The following is an 18,612-nucleotide window of genomic DNA, read 5'->3' on the forward strand; positions in this document are numbered from 1 at the left end:
AACGTAAAAAATTCGTCTCTAAACTATAATTGAAATGTTTAAAAACTGGATGCCATTGCTACTTTTGTTAATGTTCGGGCAAGTGGGTTTTGGACAAACAAAAAAAGAAATAAACAGAGCTTTTAAAGCATTAGATAAGACAATAAAAGAACACCGAAAAGGTGATTCCCACGCTGCCTGGGAAACCCTTGCCCCCCACCGCGAACTGCTGGATTGGACTTTTGAGTCGATAAATAACATTGAAGCTGCCACTGTCTATTATAATCTGCTATCCAAACTGTGTCTAGCTGTAAATAAACAGGAGCTGGGGCAGCAATACTTTGAAAAAGCACAAGCATTGGCAGAACAGCAAATAAATAACAATAGTGATTGGGAAGTGCTTGATGAAAAAGTAATGGAACTTTCCACTCAAGGGCGCTATGATGAGGCCATTGTGTATGCAGAAAAAGAAGTCTTCGCTGTCAAGAAGCAACTGGGGGAAGACCACCCTTACTATTCAGGCTCCCTCAAAAACCTGGCAGGGCTGTACCATAAGATTGGTAGATACGTGGAGGCAGAGCCCCTTTACTTACAGGCCGTGGAAATAGATAAGCGGCAACTGGGGGAAGACCACCCCGACTACGCAACCCTCCTCGGTATCATGGCAGCACTGTATAGAGATATGACTCGTTACGTGGAGGCTGAGACACTCTACCTGAAGGCAACGGAAATCATAAAGCTTAAACTGGGGGAAGACCACCTATTTTACTTCACCTCCCTTAACGGTTTAGCAGGACTGTACCAACTTATGGGCCGTTATGCTCAGGCAGAGTCACTCCACCTGAAGGTAGCGGAAATCATAAAGCAAAAATTAGGGGAAGACCACTCCGACTATGCCGGCTCACTTAACAGCTTAGCAACACTGTATGAAAGCATGGGCCGGTACGTTGAGGCTGAGCGGCTCTGCCTTAAGGCAACGGAAATCATAAAGCTTAAACTAGGGGAAAACCACCCATATCACGCCATGTCCCTGAACACTTTGGCATTTCTGTATCAGAGCATGGGCCGTTATGAGGAGGCAGTCCGGCTTTGCCTGAAGTCAACAGAAATTAGAAAACAACAATTAGGAGAAGAGCACCCGGACTATGCCCAATCCCTGAACAACTTGGGAGGGCTATACCAACGCATGGGTCTGTATGCAGAGGCAGAGCCACATTATCTAAAAGCAATGAATATCTACAAGCAGCAACAGGGAGAAGGACACCCTGGTTATTTGCAATCCCAGAATGACCTGGCTGTGTTATACCAAAAGATGGGCAAGTACGCCGAGGCAGAGCCGCACATGCTCAAGGCCACCGAAATTGGGAAAGTAAAACTAGGCGAAGCCCACCCCTCCTATGCTACCGGCCTGACGAACCTGGCAGAACTGTACCGAAGCATCGGCCGATACGCCGAAGCCGAGCCGCTCATACTAAAGGCCACCAATATCATGAAAGCGCAGCTGGGGGAAGACCACCCCGACTATGCCAGTTCTCTAAACAATCTGGCAGCACTGTACCGAAGCATGGGACGTTACGCTAAGGCAGAGCCACTTCTGTTGCGAGGCCAACAGGTGTACCTCTATCAATTGCGAACCGTTTTTCCCAGCCTTTCCGAGAAGGAAAAAGAGCAGTTCCTAACTACTTTTAATTCCAATTTCGAGCTATTCCACTCTTTTGCCCTGAAACGCAAAAAGGAAAATCCCTCCATCACCGCCTCCCAATACAACAATACCCTGTTGCTGAAAGGGTTGCTGTTTCAAAGCAGCTCCCAGATGCAGGAGCGCATCCTTGCCAACGGGGATACCACCGCCGTCCGCCTGTTCGGGGACTGGCAGGCGCTGAAACGACAATGGCTGCAAGAATCGGAAATACCCAAAAGCGAACGGGAACAGGCGGGCATCGCCCCCGAGGCCACACTGGAAAAAGCCAATACGCTCGAAAAAGAACTTTCCCGCCGTTCGGAGGCATTTGCCGAGGCCACCGACACCGTGCGCACCACCTGGCAGGAGGTCCAACGAGGGCTACAACAGGGAGAGGCCGCCATCGAACTGGTCAGGTACAGATGGCATAATAAAAATTGGACGGACACAGTCCATTACGCCGCCCTGATAGTTACGCCCGAAACGAAGGAGCATCCCCAGCTGGTGCTGCTGGAAAACGGCACCGAACTGGAAGACAGGGGCGCGCAAGGCTACCAGTCCGCTTTTGCCACGCGGGGCGCAAGCCGGGTGGCGGATGGCGATAACCCCATCCCCGCCGATTCGCTCTATGCCTACTTCTGGCAGCCCATTCAGGAAGCGCTTGATTCCCTGGGAGGAACCAAAAAAGTCTACCTCTCCCCCGATGGGGTGTACCATACGCTTAACCTGCAGACCCTAAAAAATCCCGAAACAGGCCAATACCTCCTGGAAAATCTCGACATTAAACGGGTCGGCTCGACCAAGGACCTGGTCAAAAAGAAAAAACAGCAGGTCCCCAACAATAATGCTGTACTGGCAGGTTATCCCACCTACCCTGCTTCCCCAGAAGCCGTGGCCGATGCCTTGCAGCGTTACCAGCAGGGGCGCGCAATGCCTGTGCTCACGGCTTCCCTGGGCAGCAGCGGTTATGGTACCTACCAGACCTACCGCGCCATCGACTCCACCCGAAGCAACATCAGCCCCCTGCCCGGCACCCTGGCCGAGGTGGAGCAGTTGGCTTCCATCCTCAACGGGGAGGGCATTTCTACCCAGGCCCTGCTGGAGCATGCCGCTTCCGAGGATGTCCTGAAAAAAGTAAAAAGTCCCCGTATCCTCCATATCGCCACCCACGGGTTCTTTGAGCCAGAGAGCGAACAGCAAGCCGAAGGCTTCAACCGAGAGATGCTGATGAGCGGCCTTGGGCGGGAAACCGTCTCCGACAACCCCTATTTGCGCTGCGGCCTTTACCTGGCCGGAGCGGAGACCACGCTCAAGAACCGCGGCAATCCGGATTTCCAACGACCCGAGGGGCAGGAGGACGGCATCCTCACGGCCTACGAGGCCACCCTGCTTGACCTGCGGGGCACCGAGCTGGTGGTACTCTCTGCCTGTGAGACGGGGCTGGGTGTTACCAAAAACGGGGAGGGCGTCTACGGTTTGCAGCGGGCCTTTCAGGTAGCCGGGGCCGAAACCGTTATCTTCTCCCTCTGGAAGGTGGCCGATGAGCAAACCCAGGAGATGATGGGGCTATTTTACCAAAACTGGCTACAAAAAAATATGGACAGGCGCCAGGCTTTCAAAGCCGCCCAACAGACCATCAAAAAGAAATACGAGGATCCTTACTTCTGGGGGGCTTTTGTGATGATTGGGGGGTGAGGTTCACCATGCAGCGATAACGAATCTTTCATTTGGAGGAACGCATTGACTCAATCTTAAGCCTTTGGTACCGTCCTGTTTAAAAGTCGTTTGTACTTGGGTGTCCAGTTGCATGCGACTGGCTCTTCTTTTACGCCGCTGGGATGTAAAACGTTAAAGAAACCGGTCAGTACTGGAACAATCAGAAATTTTCATTCCTTCGCCTCCGTAATCCTAAACACCAAGTTCTCTATATGGCCCGAAGAAGGAGGAACATTGGTGGTTGTTGTACTTCTCGTATTTTCACCGTCTTCGGCTTTGTAGCTATTGATTAAAAGTTCTTCTAGAGGGTGAACCTGACCGCCTCCCCTGCGATCGGCAACCTCTCCTCTGGCGGTACTGCCTCCCCGATTGGTTACAATAGGACCCAGATTAACGGGTTCTTCAGTGGCTATCAGTTTGAAAACCTCTACCCCATAAGGTTTACCAATTTCAAAAATATAGCTTAGTTCCAGAGAGTCTTTGGCTGCAACTACATATTCTTCCGCGGTTTCTTGTTCACCCGGTATGATCAGATTTACTACATTGTCCGGTTGTATATCTAGCAGCGAAATATAGGCTTTCTTACGCCCCTCATTTATAAATTTAACTTTGAAATGATCTCCTTCATTTAGCACCAAAACCCCATCCGCTCCAATCTTATCCGCTAGGGATATCCTTGATTTTTCGTAGGTTCCCCTACCTCGCTTTTCAACTTCAATAGGAATTAGTTCAAAACGGACTTTTATATCCTCTTGAGCCATGGCCAAATCCCGTAAATAGGCCGTCTGGGCATACGAAATTGCGGTCTCTATAACTTCCCTGGCGATGGCTGGTTGGTTTCGATCATTGACGGTACCCTCGTACAAAACGTAATCGTTTGAAGTAATTATTTGCAATGCATTTGTTCCGCGGCTTTTGGTAAAGTCATTGTTCATCTCAACCAGCAAGTCCGGGACAGCATCAACCACCTCAATCAATGGCACCTTATCAAATTCAGCCTGGAGTATACGCTGAAACGCGGCATTGTTGCGCACATCTACCTGCAAATTGACTTTCATCTTCCCAAAATTCCTATCACTGATAAAAACCCAGCTATTTCGTAACTCTTCCTCGCTCAATTCCCCATCCAATTCAATGTCACTTTCCTGCAGATAGGATTCGACAACCAAGCCGCTCGCTTTCGGGGCCACAGCACTTGTATCTTCCACATCAATGTCGTATAGTAACACCCGGGAGCCTTCGAAAATGGAATGTAGCTGTCCGCCATTGATCGCAAAATTCCTTTTATCAAACCGATCAACTACCGTATAATAATCGAGTTTGGGTACTGCCTTTCCGGCAAGAATCTTTCGATTGATATCTCCTTCAATCTGAGGGGTCTGCCTTGGTGCCAGCGAACTCATTTCCAGCATTACTTTATCAAACAATCCCCGGTAAGAAGCATCCGCATCCAGGGTGCTTAGGGTTTTACTAACTGCCAGGGACAACGAACCGACCCATTCACCATTTTCGTCCTGCGCTTCGTAGTTCAGCTGGTCGGCGCTGGCTGCACTGATCACTACCATCGGACTGAGTTCAGCGACATTTTCTGCCGCAATCCACCCTGTCTGGTCACCGGCTGTAGGGGTATACGATGGAGGTTCCATTTTCACCAAAGTACCCCTGGCCTTGCCCAGCCCACGGGTGGCGGTACCCGAATGGCAGGCATCCAGTACCACAATAAGATCACCGCTGGGACCTAGTCGTTCGCGGACATCTATAAAGAGACCGCCCAATTCATCATCCCTTAAATGTTTTTCCCCACGATAACTGGCATCTGAATAGACCATTGGAGCGTCGTAGGGTACCAGCGCTTCATCGTATCCATCTTTTTCATCGCCGTTGTCATCAAATACCTGTTGCCCATGCCCGGAATAGTGAAATACCATGACGGCACCCGGCTTCGCGTTAGCCACGAGATGTTTGCGCACCGCATCCTGTATCCCCTCTTTGGTAGCTTCCCGGTCACGGATTACGCGTACATTGTTGACTGTATCAAATCCCTGCATTGACAGCGCAGCCTTGATTAAGGGCACATCCTTATTAGAGCTCAGATTACTCCACCCAGTAGATGGATCGTAATCACCCACAGCTACAATCAGGGCAAACTTATCTTCATCGATCTTCGGAGCTGAATCTTGGTTGGCTGCACCATTTTTCCCGGAGGTAATGGGCGTGGAGGCATGCTGTTCATCGGTGGTCCAACCGGATCGTGCATTAGATCTGACCGAAGTCGTCTCGGGGGCCTCAGAGGATGTTTTTGCACAACTGAGGCTTAGGATAAGGATAAGTAGGCTAAGTCGTTTCAAGGCGATTGAATTTAGGATTTTTTTTTACACTACCTTCAGTACCAAAGGGTATTTTTCAAGATGTGTTCAGAATTACTAAAGTATCTTCTAAGGCGGGAAGGGTCACCATCCGCTGTACCGGTATCCATCACATAAAAGTCCAGCACCCCTGTCATACCTGCGAGTTTAAGAACAGCCCCAAGGTCGCTGAGCGAGGACGTCAACCACATCTGTTCATGACTGTGGTCGGTCACACCTGCCGCCACCATAGCAAATTTTCGGGGGCTATTCAGTGAATTCGGAGTCTTTTGGTACATTTTTCCTTGTCTTTGATAAAAGGGATCCCGATCAAGCGTAAACGAAACGAACGGCGCATTATAGTCGACATCTATTTCTTCAATCTGCTCCAGAAAATGAGTTGCGATAGTTTCCAGTTGTTGAGTAGCCAGAGATATGGCATTTATAGTAGCAGATTGTTGCCTTCCATCGTTTTCATACGTAATGGATACCGATTCTTCTGCATTCAAACCTTCCAATACCCCAAGAGCTTCTTCAAGCGAACGAACCTCCTCACCTGCAATGGCCAGGATGGTACTTCCGACAAGCTCCTCGCAGCAAAAAGACGCAGGAGACCGGGGCAACACATTACTGATTACGGGTTGATTGTCTATTTTTCTTAGTCCATGGCCAGCCCGGTTGCTTACCGTTTGGTATCTCTGCGAAATCTCCAAACCAAGATACGCTCGTGCTACCCGTCCATCATTGTTGAGAATATCATCTACGAGTCTATTTGATAAGGTAGCCTCTAGCGCAAAATTGATCTGAGACAGCCACAGGGGTTCTCCATCCGGTGCATCCGTAAACGCTATCTGAGAATTGATGCCAACCACTTCGCCTCGTTCGTTGATCAATGGCCCTCCACTATTTCCCCAGATTACGGTAGCGGTAGTTTGCAAGAACCCAAACTTGCCTGTAAGCCCACCCCTGACTCGGTTTTTGGCACTTATAATTCCATCGGTGACGGTATAGGGATAGTCTCCACCCGGGTTACCGATCGCGAATACTTTTTCTCCGATCCGGGGCTCTTCCGTGGCAAAAGCCAGTGCGTTCACATTCTCTTTAAGAGGGTCCAGTATTTCCAATACTGCGATGTCGTAAAAGGAATCTCCACCCAACACCCTCACTTCGTATTTTTCTCGGTCGAAAGTAAAAATGTAGAGGCTTTCTGGCTCAGTGGAGGCCGTTTCTACCACATGCGCATTGGTTATCACGTATTTTACTCCGTTTTTTTCCACCAGAAACCCACTTCCCGAACCGTCCGCATCTAAGAGATCCAAGGCTTTTTGATACGCCACCTTTGAAAACTCACTGTCCTGACCGCGAAACCCAAGTTGTCGATTTACCGGCATGGTCTTATACACCGCCACCGTGACCACGGCACCCAACGCATTTTCCAGGACATCGGACACAGGGTTTGTACCATCGGTCGTTCCCTCCATGAAGGTAGTACGTTGTCCCTCACGAGAAGCAGTCTGTGCACAGGCACTGAGCATCAGGCAGGCAATTAATGAGCAGGCAATTGTTATTTTTATCATAGGTTAGTCTAGTTTGTAGCCACACTCCTCCGCCAGAAACGGTTTCGCCATTTCAAATCCCAATTCATATGCCCTGTAGTACGAAGTGCAAGCCTGTTCGTAGTTGCCCAAGTAATACTGCGACGCCCCTTTATTCAAATGGGCCTGAGCATAGGTAGCATCCAGTTGGATGGCTTTATCGTAATCGGCTACGGCCTCGTCATACTGTCCGAGAATGGCTCTATTTATCCCCCGATTATTAAAATATAGTGGAGAGGGCTGAATTTCGATCGCTTTGGAAAGGTCTTCAATAGCACTCTCTACCGTAAACAACTTCCCTTTCAACGCGGCTCTTCGAAAATAAGCCTGGTGAAACGTAGAATCAGCGTCAATCGTTTTGTTAAAATAATACAGGGCAGAATCAAGCGATCTATTCTTCAGGTGCTCCATACCTTTTTCAAAATAAACAGCTGGCTCCTGCTGCACTGATAAAAACGAACTTCCCAATACCAGAAGTGTAACTACATGGTAAAAACAATGCATCATAATCATGTGGATTAAACTAAGAACCTGCTTCTAAATGAAGCAGGTCGCTACCAATTACCTTTCAATAGCGTATTTATAACTATCGCTGTGCATTTCAAAGTTGAATACGGCATTGGAGCAATACTTGGTTACGGGGCCGTAAGATACCTTACTGCCATCAGTGAACTCGGCGACCGCATATACACGGGTATCACCCGCACCCACCGTTACTCCACCTTCCCCATAAGCCGCTACGTCGCCTTTATACCGGCCGTCAACGTAACAATCAATTATCCAGGAGGTCCAATTATCAAAATTCACATAACAGATAGTTCCTCTGGTTCTTCCGCCTTTATCTGCAGGTTGGACGATGTCTTCTGATAACTCCCCTTTGACATTTGGGGCTTTACCCTGTTCAATATTTGGGTCATCCCCTCGGGTTCGACTAGTGACCGCATCCCCTGAACCAACGGCTTCTTCGGCAGACCGCTCTTGGGCAAACGTAAACTCGCTAACGCATAGCAATGATGCAAATACCATTAGTTGGAAGAAAAATAATTTTCGCATAGTGATTAAATTTATGTTTAGAATTTATTGAAGTGCAGAAGGAATACCTTCAGAAGAAAGAAAATGATCGACAAAATACATCTTTCAAAACGACGGTTAGTGGTGTCGAAATATATAAAATAAATGGTAAAACATCCCAACGTAACTATACAAATATCAGCAGATTAGTCCAATCCTTGCCGAATCAGAAAGTCTTTTCACGGACAGGGTAACCCGGATCGCTGTAGGTTCATCAGTTACTTTGTAGCAAAATTTTATTGGATTCCTAAAATCGGGAAACCTCGCTGCACGTTTCATGGCACCCTCCACGTACGGATTGGTCTTGTCTAAATCATCCATTTCTACCTGCATAAACACTGTAATGGCATCTATAAACTTCCAGGCCGGACGCATACGATTGGTTTTTTCTGACGGTAGGGCTTCCTACTACTTGATTTCCTTCGGTCGGTAAGAGGCAAGCCCTGATGAAGTCGCTTTCCCGCTACCTTCTCGTATTTATTCTGGTAGTAATAGGTAACGTGTAAATGCAAACCAAAAAAGCCACCACCCATCGGACGGTGGCTTTTTGATGTCAATCAAAAACCATTAGAAAATACCCAAATCCTTAAATGATGGTTTGCCTGCCAATCGGAATGAATTTATATTGCTGTATGAGTCAGCAGTCACATACACATCAATCGGTACGATTTCAATGTTGCTACCGGCAACTGCTATCTCAAACACCCTCCAGGTGTTTCCAGGCGTTATGGCAGGAGGAGAAAAGGAAGCGACTAATCCGTTGGATCCATACACCTCAACCCTCGCAGGAGAGCTAGCGATCCCTTCACTACCGCTCTCGGACCAATTAGAATAATTATGTACCGAGTAGCGATAAGTACCAGTTGTGAACTCGCTAATGGTGATTGTCTCTGGACCAAAACTAGTGACATCATCAACATCAAGGTTTACCTCGGAAACAGGGTTCTTGGAAGAGAAGTAGCAGTGGAACCTGCCATTCGAAGACGGCCCGGTCAGGTGTGAATCCAGGTCACCTGGACTAACACCCCATGTAAGGACAATACGCAGGGCTCCTTCGGCCACCCCCTCTACCGCCGTTACCGGGTTAAGCTCATTTTCGCCTTCAGTAATAGCTACGTTTTCTTGCACTTGTGGATAGAATCCTTCATTACGGACTACCTGAATAAAAACACCCACCGGTGCGCCGTCAATGATATAGTAGCCTAATTCGTCCGTGGTAACTACCAGATCTGCTTCCATGCGGGTGGTATCTCCGTCCGCCGAGAACGTTACTTCGGCGCCCGAGAGCCCCTGGCCGGTCTGGGAGTTGATGATCTGTCCGCTAATCAGGGCGGTTCCTCTGATGGTATCGCTGCGATCCACATTATTTCCACCTACGGTAATATTAACACTGTAATCTTCGTACCCGGCAGCCCTGATGCGTAATTCGTAATCGCCATTCAGGACATTGATTAGGTTGTAATTGCCTTCCACATCCGTAGTGGACGTATAGTTGGCTATACTCTCGCCAGAACGCCAAAGGGATACGGTGGCCCCGGCTACGCCGATACCGGTGGTATTGACGACGGCACCTGCTAGCGTTGAGCCAACTGTTTCTTCTTCCTCGTTACAGGAAGCGAACATAAGAGAGAAGATGCTCAGGAACAGCAAAAGTAGCCGGTTGTTTGTTCCTGTAAAGATAATTCGTGTCATAGTGATACAGTTAAGAAGTTGAAATTTAGTACATACGTTGAGGGCGAAACGCAGCTTTGTTAGGGTTTTCGTTGAATATCTTTTTTTCCAACCATTAAAATTGGTTGATACCCTAATTTCCCGCGGCGAAATCACCTTTTTAAATATTTATTGAATTTCTGTTGGTTACGATTTAATTTGTTGAACATTCGGGAACTATTTTGTTAACTTGAAATCGGCCTTTTCACGGCACTCCGACCTGGGCAAATAGGTATTCTGAAAGCACTGACCGAAACGTGTTTCTTAGTCAGTCGTATAAATGCGCATCTCCACCTTGCCGCGTGATGAGGCACTGGGGTCGTTTCTTTAGGGTTAATTTTTTCATTTATTTTTTGGTTTTCGTGGTGAATCTGTTGAAGATTCGCTTAATGACGCATCGAAACATAAGAAGTAATTCGGGTATACCTCGTCTAGCCTCGACACGCTTCAACCGAGCAGCTTTTATTAGACTAACCTACCTCGGGGATCGAGGAATTATCTTGAGGAAATTTACCGAAACGAAACGGGCGCTTCCGACTAAAATTCGTCAAGCTGCCATAAAAAACCGTAAAGGTGGATTATCTAGGAGTAAGGTGTTTTGTCGTAAAACCCATTATTTTATTAATCAGATGCATTATTTACCTTATGAAATTTTTAAAAGATTAAGGGCACTCAAAGCATACCACAAAAAGATGTCAACAACGCAGTATCCAGATCGAGCTTCTGGGAACTATCCTGCAGCCTAACCGCATGGGAAGACCAGATTAAAAAATCAAAAACTTCCTCGGACAATCTGTCTCAGATGACTTGGAAAGCCCAGCTCTTGCAAGCAGACGAGAGCAATAACATCGCCATTTACTTCTTGGGCTAGGGGCGGCAAGCCAAAGATGAAAAAGCGGACAATTGCTATGGCTACCACAGGGCCCGTGCCCCATATGGTTCCAGAGATAAACTTACCGCTACCTCCCAAATAAAAAAGCGCATCCGGGATGCTGCATTCTGTACCTGACGCTATCAACTCCAAACAAAATTGGGTACGGATGGCAGTGTATTAGTGGTGGTAGATACTGGTTTATCTGGTACCGGCACCTGTGATGGAATGGTCAAAGTCAGGGGCCGTAAAGCCCGGCGACAGCCCCTGGTTACTTCCCTACGGGCGGGCCAATCTTACCGACATCGAAAAAGAAGTGAAGACAGCCAATCTCACAGGACGGGAAACCTGAGAAATCTTACCATCGCATCTATGGAAAAAGAGTTTGGAATCAGACCAAAAAAAACCCAGTCAAAGATTGGGGTGGTGTGTTCCTCATAAATCAGGTAGCCATCCTATTTAGACGTGCAAGCGGGGACAACGTATTTTATCCCAAAAGTCTGGCTTAATGACCTTTCGCTGAAGTAACGATGATTTTGCAATCGGAGGAGAACTGAGCTGATGCAACCCTACTTGTATGCCCGACAGGCATAACCAGGTCGAGTTGGGTTTGTGCCCGGCTATTCCAGGCCCTAGCCATTATTAGGAAGGTCAGGGCTATGTACCGCCGGATTGTCATTAGGGTATCTGCCTTTCCTTCGGTTTCCAAACTATAGCATTCGAAAGAACTTTGTAAATCCATTGGGTGGGTGATTTGCTATCTCCTTGCATCCACAATCTACCAGATGAAGGGATAGAACTTCAGTTTGGCAACTAACAAGCTTGATCGGTTCGGGGCAATTTCTGTCCAATGCAGAAGCACACTGTTTATGAAGCTGCTGTAAGCCTCCATTATTATTTGATAAAAAAATATAAGCACTACCGTGTGAACGGGTCTCTAGCGGGGATTAAAGGTGATTGTAAACCTTAAACCAAGCTAAAGATGAAAACACACGCAATTATATTACTCGCGCTTGCCCTACTCACCGGATCATGTGGGTTGATCGATGACAAGGATGCGATTCCAAAAAACCGGGAAAACGCTGAAATGATCAAGTCTGACGACACCCCAGCCAGAGGTGGTAGGTAAACACTAAATATTCCCTAAAACCGACTATCGGAAAAACCAGATACTGTTTTGATTTCAATACTATAAAACCTGCAATTGGTATTACCGGTTTTATTTTGATTTGAAATTGAACCAACCGTACGCGGTGGGGCATAAAAGAATCGACACAGGAAGGGATGGTCATTAATCGTATGAGATTCTCCCAAAAAAAATCGGACCTAGAAAATAGTGACTTAAAGGCAATTACAAACATATGAGTTAATCTGTTAAAGAAAGGATGATAAAATCCCCCTCACAACCAACTACTGCGTAAATGTAGGATCTAAAAATTAGGCCAAAAATAAATTCGCTGACCTGGTTTCTGGACTCTTGAAGGAATAGAATCTACTCGCTAACACCATAAACCATAACCGACATAATCAAATAAATATTGCTAAAATGAGTGTAGAAAACCTAAATTATACCAGGTTAACTTTTATTTTTTTCACAATTAAACCATCTTTAACTGCTTGTTTTACAAAATAATATACCTGGCCATGTTTTTTAATAAACCACCGACTGAAATGAAAACCCCTTTTTCAAAACATCCCTTGTCCCGGTATTTGCTACTTGCCCTTGTCTTGGTAATTTCTTCTGCCTGGCAGCAAAAAAAGGATCGAAGTCAATTAGATAGCTTACTACAAAAGGTGGACCTGCTAATCGACACGTACGCGCTGGATTCGGCTACTATTGTATTGGATCAGGCCCTAGACCGAGCACTTCATCTAGTCGATTCTAGCAGCATCAGAAGAATTTATGGCGATATGGGGTACGTACAGAACCTTATCGGAGAATACGAGGCCAGTATTTCTAACTACAAATCTGCGTACGCATATGCGGAGGGCCTCCGAGACTCCAGCCTTATGGTCGCTTTCTCTAGAAGCATCGGGCTTAATTTCCAGCGAATCGGCCTCCATGCGGTCGCACTGGATCACTATTTAAAAAGCTTGGAATTGACAAAAAACGACCCTGACAAAGAACTGCTGGCTGATTTGTACAACTCTATCGGTGTGCTTTATCAGCAAAATAATGAGCCCGAGGCGTCGATGGATTACCTTCGGCAGTCGCTAGCGCTTTACAGCAATATCGGTGACCAGGCGGGTGTCGCCTATGCGTACCATAATATGGCGATCAATTTTCAACAAAAAAACGAGCTGGATTCCTGTATTCACTACAATGCAATGGCACTTGATCAAAAAAAAATGCTGGGTGACCTGCGGGACATCTCGTCAACCCTCAATAATATGGGAGAAATTTTCCTTGATCGATCGCTCTTGGATTCCGCATATGCGTATTTGCAGGAAGCCTATTCCATCCACCGCCAATTAAATGAGCCGGAGTCGATGGCTATCAGCTATAACAATTTTGCCGATTACTGGGTAAAAAAGGGCGATTACTCCCTCAGCGGAAAGTATTTGGATTCTGCTGCGCATATTATCCAGGAGATTCAAACGAAAGAACTGGCCATCAAAAATACGGCCCTAAAAGTCCAGTTATATGAAAAAACCAATCGTTTTGACCAGGCACTTTACACCTATAAAATTTGGGACAGCCTGAAAACCGATTTGTTTATGGAAGAAAAAATCCAGGTGCAGGAGCTTGGAAACCTGTATTTACTCCGGGAAAAGGAATTTGAGAAAGAACAAGTTGCCCAACAAGCCAATTTATTCGAAATCAAGTCCGCCCAATTTCAAACTACCAGTATCCTGCTGGGAGTAGTGGGAATATTGCTTACCCTATTTTCGGTAATCACTTACCGGAACCTCAATACCCAAAAACAACTATCGGAAAAGATTAGCCATCAAAACTCGGTAATCAAAGCCCAGCAGGTAGAGATCCGGCACCGAACCAGTAATAGCCTGGCCAGAATTCAAACCGTCATCAATGCCATACGAAGGAAAGCAACCGACTCCGGTACAAAATCGGAATTAGTACAGGCCGGACGGATACTGCAAACGGCGGCATCTCTGGAACGGTATTTATACGATGTGGAAGACGAGTTTGAAGTCCCGCTGGCCGAATACCTTTCCGGATTATTAGACCACCATAGGGAAATTTTCCAGCTGGAAAATAACGGTACGCAAATCACCCTCAACTGCCCTGCATCCGTCATACTTCCGGTAAATCAAATCCTAAGCCTGGCGATCATTCTGGACGAATGGCTACGAAACAGCACCAAATATGCCTTTTCGAAAACCGAAAAACCACTCATCTTGATTCAAATCCAGGAAGAAAACGGGACGCTTGGCCTTCATTACCACGATAACGGATCCGGCTTAACAGCCAATCATCGCCCGGGTACCGGCACCGGCCTGATTGAAAAGTTTGCCCTTGACCTGAATGCCATATTAACCACCGAAAACGATGGGGGTATCCACCATTCCATTCGATTTAACATACAATCAAAGAAAACCAAAACCCACTTATGAAAATCCTTATCGTAGAAGACGATCCCTTCATTGGGGAAGAAATTGCGCTATCCATCAACGAACATTTCTCCGACGATCCGCATGAAATCCATGGGCCCGCCGCAACGTACCAGGCAGCTTTGGATATCATACTGAACGAACAGCCTGAAGTAGCGCTACTGGACATTTCTCTCGGGGAGGACGTGGATGCCGGGATCCGTCTGGCACAATACTTAAATCGCTCGTACCCCATACCGATTGTGTTCTTATCCGGTCTGCCCCGAAGCCTGGGGTTCAACCTGGCCAAGTACCTGATGCCCTTTGACTTTATCCCCAAACCGGTGGATTACCCCAGACTGATGGATAAAATTGAACTTGCCACCATATTTCAATCCCAACGGAGTAAACTGGAATCCATGGAGCCTAACCAAAATGGGATTCAAAATAAATCCATTTTTGTCGCTACCTCCCATAACGAGGCCACTGCCATTCCCATTAAAGAGCTGATCCTGCTAGAGGCCGATGACAAACTAATTCGCGCCTATACCATCAACCATATTACACCCATTCCGTTTACAAGTCCCGGTCTGAAAAACTTTTACCGGGATAACTTATATCTGCTTAGAGATTTCCACCATATCAACCGAAAGTACGTAATCAACCTTCCGATGGTTACGCAGATCAAGGATAACCATGTCATCCTGCCTCGGGAAGTTAGAAAGGGTGAATTACCCTTTTTCCGCATACCGATCCCCAGAAACGGCGATGCCAAAAAACTCCTCTATGCCCGGTTGGGTTTTAAACTCAAACCCGAATAACTCTTTGGGAAAGTAAAAATCTGCCGAAACGGATTCGTTTCGGCAGTATCGTACATATAGATACGCTGTCAAAAATGGCACCAATTCTTTCCTACTTTTTCTATAACAGATGATTTAAATATTTATTCCTCCACTATCACAAGCTCAATATTTTCAAACTCGATCTCAAAAGTATCTGACGATTGATTACTTGCCCCGGAAAATGGCAGCAAACGCCCGTTGAATGAACCTGAGGCAAGTCCCGAGCCAAAATCCAACTTTTGAAACCGTAACTCCATTTGGTTAGTCAAGCGGGAAACGTAATTGTCTTTTCCTACTCCATATAAACCCACAATGGTTGCGTTATCGGCCTGCTTATAATCCACCCCATCTAAAATCTCATTGTTGTAAGGAATTAATCATTTCATCTCGATCGGGCTTTAAAACAAGCGCAACCAAAGAAACCATTTGGGTGGCAAAACCCGGAATATCCTGAAAATCGGTAAAACTAACGGATTTCAAATCTGCTGAAGAGGATTCATTTCCAATTTTGCCACTTAGCGTCCCCTTGGCAGCTACCTTTCCGTCTCCGAGGGATTCCCAAAATTCTGCTGGAATTTCGGCGCCAGTTTCATCCTCAGGTTCCATGGCTTCATGTGAAGAGCAGCTCGAAACAATAAAAGTAGAGATCAGAAAACAACCAATTAATAAACGTTTCATATTATCAACATGTATAATAATAAAGGATCGTCACAATAAAGGCTGATTTGCCGGTCAAAATTTGATTCCAAGTAAAAGACCACCGCGAAGTGTAGCCCATGGACCATCAAAGCCAACTCGAATCCCATTGGCATCAACCGTTGTTTCTGTTGAAACCACTGCGATGTCTAAGTCAGAAAAATCGTCTCGAAGGTCTTGCTGTTCGGTTGAGGATAAAGTTCCTACTCCATTTAGTTCACCAGACGAGGAGCCATACCCTGCCCCCAAAATCCACCAATCCAGGTAAATCCTGCTCCCCAACCTCCATTGAGAACCAAGCATCAGCCCTCCTGAAATCCCACTAATTTTTCCATCAAGATTTATGGTTTCTTCAGTCGAACTGATGGCGTAGTCTGGGATCTCCGCATTAATAACGCTATATCTCGCAAAAGGAGCGATATAAAATCCCCGTGGCCCGTCGTGTTTTCCCAAATAAAACCGGAACTCCGGGGTAATTGCGAAGTTTCCAAATTCCAGTCTGTCTATCTGTGCCAAGGCATCCTGTTCGTCCCCGGTCGTATACACGGAGGCAAACGGCAGCCCCCCTCCCGGTACCATGCGCAAGCCCAGTGCCGCTGACATCTTTCGTGCCACTACCCTTTCATACTGTAGGTCGATGCTACCTAATGGAAGTGCCGTTAGGTTTAGCTTTCCAATATTCCTGTCAAAGTCCGCCGAAACTTCCCCTTGGGCGAACGTACCAACTGATAGCCCGTGGAGGACCATTACTATAATAATTGCAAAATTCGTTTTCATTTTTTATTGATTTTTAAGGTGTTGGGTGTTTTTTTTTGATTTTCTTAAACGATATAGGTACCACTTATTGCAGCGATCATAAAAGACGGGATAGGGTTACTACTCATATGCTAAGTAATATTTCGTAACCAGATTCCAATCAGATCTTACCTTGTAGATAGTGCTGAAAAGGCAGCATGAGGAAAACTACTTTTAAGAATTGTTCCGTTGGGCGTTGGATAAAACTCGCTAACCTTCCTATCTTCTTCGTGAATATTTTTAGCGTTTTTTAAGATTCTAAAAGCATTCTATTTCCCAATGAGTCAAACTTGCTTTGACCATTTGCAATGCGTTCATGGACGTTCTTTGATGGAATCGGTGGTCGGATGATGGTGTGGTCAGCGTAGTAGTAAGTTTTATTCGGTCTAACTCATTCTATTTCGATTTTTCCATCCATCATCCGAAATCACTATCTCAATAAAATCAACGTCCAAAGGTGACTCCCACATTTATTCCTGACCCCATGCCGGTATTTCCTCTGGAGGAATACTCCAGCATCAAGCCAAAGTTCCGGGAATCACCGGGGTACCAGCGGGTACCAAGTACCACTCCAAATCCGCTGAAGCTTAAAAGTGATCCGTTCTCCTCAAACGCCCATGGCCAATACCGTCCATACGTAAACCCAAAATAGGGTTCTAATCCAGCTACTGTAACTTCATCTCCGGAAAATTTCTCGACTGCCTGAAATGCATATCCAACGAATCTGCCAGTAAGTCCGAGAGCCAAGGTGTTTTCCGTGGATACCCACTTGCGCATATCAGCGCCAACGGCAAGACCAACGCTCAAAAAATCAGCAATCCCTTTCTCCATATAGAGCGAAACGGGTGGGACAGACACGAAATTACTATTGCCACCGAAAGTTGGATCCACGGCAACGGTGTAGAAGGTATTCTCCTTTACCGATTGGGCCAGAAGGACGGTACCATTGGCAAAATAGCCGATCATACAGGCTAAAGCGAAAGCAATTTTGATTTTTAAACGATTCATGGTTGTTGTTTTTTTAAATTTTTAAACTGTTTTTATTTAATTAATTTTGTTTTTACCTGTTCTCTGGTCAAGGCAGGTAGCATCCTGGAATCGACTGCAAGCTCGTTATGCCTGAACCAGAGAAATTCGTATCTACTCCGGATCAGTTTCAATTATTGGTTTTTATTTTTTTTTGTGGTTAATTCGTTAAAATTCGGTTAATGATGCATCGGTACCTTCGAAGAAATCCACGTATCCATCGAGATGAAACAGCCTTGGCTCGATACAACCGGGCCGTTTCTTTTTAGTCGCGCCTACCTCAGGGGTCGAAGATTTTCTTGAGGAAATTTACCTGATCCGAATGGGCACATCAGAATAAAATTCGTCAAGATGCCATACAATACCGTAAAGATGGATTATCAGGGAGTAATGGGGTTTGTGGTAAACCCCATTACTCTAATTATGATATGCGCTATAGATGTGATAAGACACGATTTAACCCTCTTTGCGTAAGGTAAATCGCAGTAATAGCGAGCCCCAAAAAGTTATCGGGAAGGCCGTAGATGCATCAGGAGCAGATGGACAATCCCTCTAACAAACGAGTACCCAACAACCAGAGAAAAAAATTATAATCTGCGCCACTTTTCTGCAGATTTTATGCCATTCGTAGGTTTAATGCACTCAGGAATCGAATAAAAAGCATTCGGGCTGCGGCAAGCTTCAGCAAGAGATGAAAAAAAAGTAAGCAATTCCTATCTGGCAATCTGCTATA

General features: G+C 46.2%; 16 protein-coding genes. 5 read left to right on the forward strand and 11 right to left on the reverse strand.

The features are described 5' to 3' along the window. The first annotated feature begins 34 nt into the window (after window positions 1-34). Window positions 35-3,355 (forward strand): CHAT domain-containing protein, encoded by a 3,321-nt coding sequence (locus tag G9Q97_RS19390; protein ID WP_166149891.1) that lies wholly within the window; start codon window positions 35-37, stop codon window positions 3,353-3,355. A gap of 191 nt (window positions 3,356-3,546) precedes the next feature. On the opposite strand, the gene G9Q97_RS19395 is transcribed toward G9Q97_RS19390, so the two are convergent. The 6 genes from G9Q97_RS19395 to G9Q97_RS19420 all read right to left on the reverse strand — a co-directional run bounded on the left by G9Q97_RS19395 (window position 3,547) and on the right by G9Q97_RS19420 (window position 10,010). Next, complete coding sequence (locus G9Q97_RS19395) at window positions 3,547-5,724, reverse strand: caspase family protein (RefSeq protein ID WP_166149893.1); 2,178 nt, start codon at window positions 5,722-5,724, stop codon at window positions 3,547-3,549. Window positions 5,725-5,759: 35 nt separating this feature from the next. After that, the gene (locus G9Q97_RS19400) at window positions 5,760-7,298 is read right to left on the reverse strand and encodes a S1C family serine protease (RefSeq protein ID WP_166149895.1); all 1,539 of its coding nucleotides are present in this window, start codon (window positions 7,296-7,298) and stop codon (window positions 5,760-5,762) included. Between the two features lie 3 nt (window positions 7,299-7,301). After that, window positions 7,302-7,823 carry a tetratricopeptide repeat protein gene (locus tag G9Q97_RS19405; RefSeq protein ID WP_166149897.1) on the reverse strand — a complete coding sequence of 174 codons (522 nt, stop codon included), beginning with the start codon at window positions 7,821-7,823 and terminating at the stop codon, window positions 7,302-7,304. 54 nt (window positions 7,824-7,877) lie between these two features. Then, on the reverse strand, window positions 7,878-8,342 hold the full coding sequence (locus G9Q97_RS19410; RefSeq protein WP_166149899.1) for a hypothetical protein: 465 nt from the start codon (window positions 8,340-8,342) through the stop codon (window positions 7,878-7,880). A gap of 183 nt (window positions 8,343-8,525) precedes the next feature. Further along, window positions 8,526-8,762, reverse strand: a complete 237-nt coding sequence (locus tag G9Q97_RS19415) for a hypothetical protein (RefSeq protein WP_166149901.1) — start codon at window positions 8,760-8,762, stop codon at window positions 8,526-8,528. 192 nt (window positions 8,763-8,954) lie between these two features. Beyond that, a complete protein-coding gene (locus G9Q97_RS19420; RefSeq protein WP_166149903.1) occupies window positions 8,955-10,010 on the reverse strand; it encodes a carboxypeptidase regulatory-like domain-containing protein in 1,056 nt (351 codons plus the stop codon). Window positions 10,011-11,127: 1,117 nt separating this feature from the next. Here G9Q97_RS19420 and G9Q97_RS19425 point away from each other — a divergent pair. Beyond that, complete coding sequence (locus G9Q97_RS19425) at window positions 11,128-11,409, forward strand: hypothetical protein (RefSeq protein ID WP_166149905.1); 282 nt, start codon at window positions 11,128-11,130, stop codon at window positions 11,407-11,409. A gap of 64 nt (window positions 11,410-11,473) precedes the next feature. Here the strand turns inward: G9Q97_RS19425 and G9Q97_RS19430 are convergent, their stop codons facing one another. Further along, window positions 11,474-11,710, reverse strand: a complete 237-nt coding sequence (locus G9Q97_RS19430) for a hypothetical protein (protein WP_166149907.1) — start codon at window positions 11,708-11,710, stop codon at window positions 11,474-11,476. Window positions 11,711-11,950: 240 nt separating this feature from the next. Here G9Q97_RS19430 and G9Q97_RS19435 point away from each other — a divergent pair, with 240 nt between their 5' ends. The 3 genes from G9Q97_RS19435 (at window position 11,951) to G9Q97_RS19445 (ending at window position 15,341) form a co-directional block, all read left to right on the forward strand. After that, window positions 11,951-12,097, forward strand: coding sequence for a hypothetical protein (locus G9Q97_RS19435; RefSeq protein WP_166149909.1), 147 nt, complete (start codon window positions 11,951-11,953; stop codon window positions 12,095-12,097). Between the two features lie 542 nt (window positions 12,098-12,639). Beyond that, window positions 12,640-14,544, forward strand: coding sequence for a tetratricopeptide repeat-containing sensor histidine kinase (locus G9Q97_RS19440; protein ID WP_166149911.1), 1,905 nt, complete (start codon window positions 12,640-12,642; stop codon window positions 14,542-14,544). Next, on the forward strand, window positions 14,541-15,341 hold the full coding sequence (locus G9Q97_RS19445; RefSeq protein WP_166149913.1) for a LytR/AlgR family response regulator transcription factor: 801 nt from the start codon (window positions 14,541-14,543) through the stop codon (window positions 15,339-15,341). Before G9Q97_RS19440 ends, G9Q97_RS19445 begins: the two co-directional genes overlap by 4 nt. 122 nt (window positions 15,342-15,463) lie before the next feature. On the opposite strand, the gene G9Q97_RS19450 is transcribed toward G9Q97_RS19445, so the two are convergent. From G9Q97_RS19450 to G9Q97_RS19465, 4 genes are all read right to left on the reverse strand, one after another. After that, window positions 15,464-15,706, reverse strand: a complete 243-nt coding sequence (locus G9Q97_RS19450) for a hypothetical protein (RefSeq protein WP_166149915.1) — start codon at window positions 15,704-15,706, stop codon at window positions 15,464-15,466. 13 nt (window positions 15,707-15,719) lie between these two features. Then, window positions 15,720-16,040, reverse strand: a complete 321-nt coding sequence (locus G9Q97_RS19455) for a hypothetical protein (RefSeq protein WP_166149917.1) — start codon at window positions 16,038-16,040, stop codon at window positions 15,720-15,722. Between the two features lie 54 nt (window positions 16,041-16,094). After that, window positions 16,095-16,805, reverse strand: a complete 711-nt coding sequence (locus G9Q97_RS19460) for a DUF3575 domain-containing protein (RefSeq protein WP_166149919.1) — start codon at window positions 16,803-16,805, stop codon at window positions 16,095-16,097. A gap of 492 nt (window positions 16,806-17,297) precedes the next feature. Continuing rightward, the gene (locus G9Q97_RS19465; RefSeq protein ID WP_166149921.1) at window positions 17,298-17,861 is read right to left on the reverse strand and encodes a hypothetical protein; all 564 of its coding nucleotides are present in this window, start codon (window positions 17,859-17,861) and stop codon (window positions 17,298-17,300) included. Between the last annotated feature and the right edge of the window lie 751 nt (window positions 17,862-18,612).

This window comes from Cyclobacterium plantarum (assembly GCF_011290685.1).
In the GTDB taxonomy this organism is placed as follows: Bacteria; Bacteroidota; Bacteroidia; order Cytophagales; family Cyclobacteriaceae; genus Cyclobacterium; species Cyclobacterium plantarum.

What these genes read in the sequence shown, in the direction of transcription:
- G9Q97_RS19465 (WP_166149921.1), bottom strand. Translation starts at nt 17,861, where the DNA reads ATGAATCGTTTAAAAATCAAAATTGCTTTCGCTTTAGCCTGTATGATC.
- G9Q97_RS19405 (WP_166149897.1), bottom strand. Translation starts at nt 7,823, where the DNA reads ATGATGCATTGTTTTTACCATGTAGTTACACTTCTGGTATTGGGAAGT.
- G9Q97_RS19390 (WP_166149891.1), top strand. Translation starts at nt 35, where the DNA reads ATGTTTAAAAACTGGATGCCATTGCTACTTTTGTTAATGTTCGGGCAA.
- G9Q97_RS19460 (WP_166149919.1), bottom strand. Translation starts at nt 16,805, where the DNA reads ATGGTCCTCCACGGGCTATCAGTTGGTACGTTCGCCCAAGGGGAAGTT.
- G9Q97_RS19410 (WP_166149899.1), bottom strand. Translation starts at nt 8,342, where the DNA reads ATGGTATTTGCATCATTGCTATGCGTTAGCGAGTTTACGTTTGCCCAA.
- G9Q97_RS19455 (WP_166149917.1), bottom strand. Translation starts at nt 16,040, where the DNA reads ATGAAACGTTTATTAATTGGTTGTTTTCTGATCTCTACTTTTATTGTT.
- G9Q97_RS19415 (WP_166149901.1), bottom strand. Translation starts at nt 8,762, where the DNA reads ATGCGTCCGGCCTGGAAGTTTATAGATGCCATTACAGTGTTTATGCAG.
- G9Q97_RS19420 (WP_166149903.1), bottom strand. Translation starts at nt 10,010, where the DNA reads ATGTTCGCTTCCTGTAACGAGGAAGAAGAAACAGTTGGCTCAACGCTA.
- G9Q97_RS19440 (WP_166149911.1), top strand. Translation starts at nt 12,640, where the DNA reads ATGAAAACCCCTTTTTCAAAACATCCCTTGTCCCGGTATTTGCTACTT.
- G9Q97_RS19435 (WP_166149909.1), top strand. Translation starts at nt 11,951, where the DNA reads ATGAAAACACACGCAATTATATTACTCGCGCTTGCCCTACTCACCGGA.
- G9Q97_RS19400 (WP_166149895.1), bottom strand. Translation starts at nt 7,298, where the DNA reads ATGATAAAAATAACAATTGCCTGCTCATTAATTGCCTGCCTGATGCTC.
- G9Q97_RS19430 (WP_166149907.1), bottom strand. Translation starts at nt 11,710, where the DNA reads ATGGATTTACAAAGTTCTTTCGAATGCTATAGTTTGGAAACCGAAGGA.
- G9Q97_RS19445 (WP_166149913.1), top strand. Translation starts at nt 14,541, where the DNA reads ATGAAAATCCTTATCGTAGAAGACGATCCCTTCATTGGGGAAGAAATT.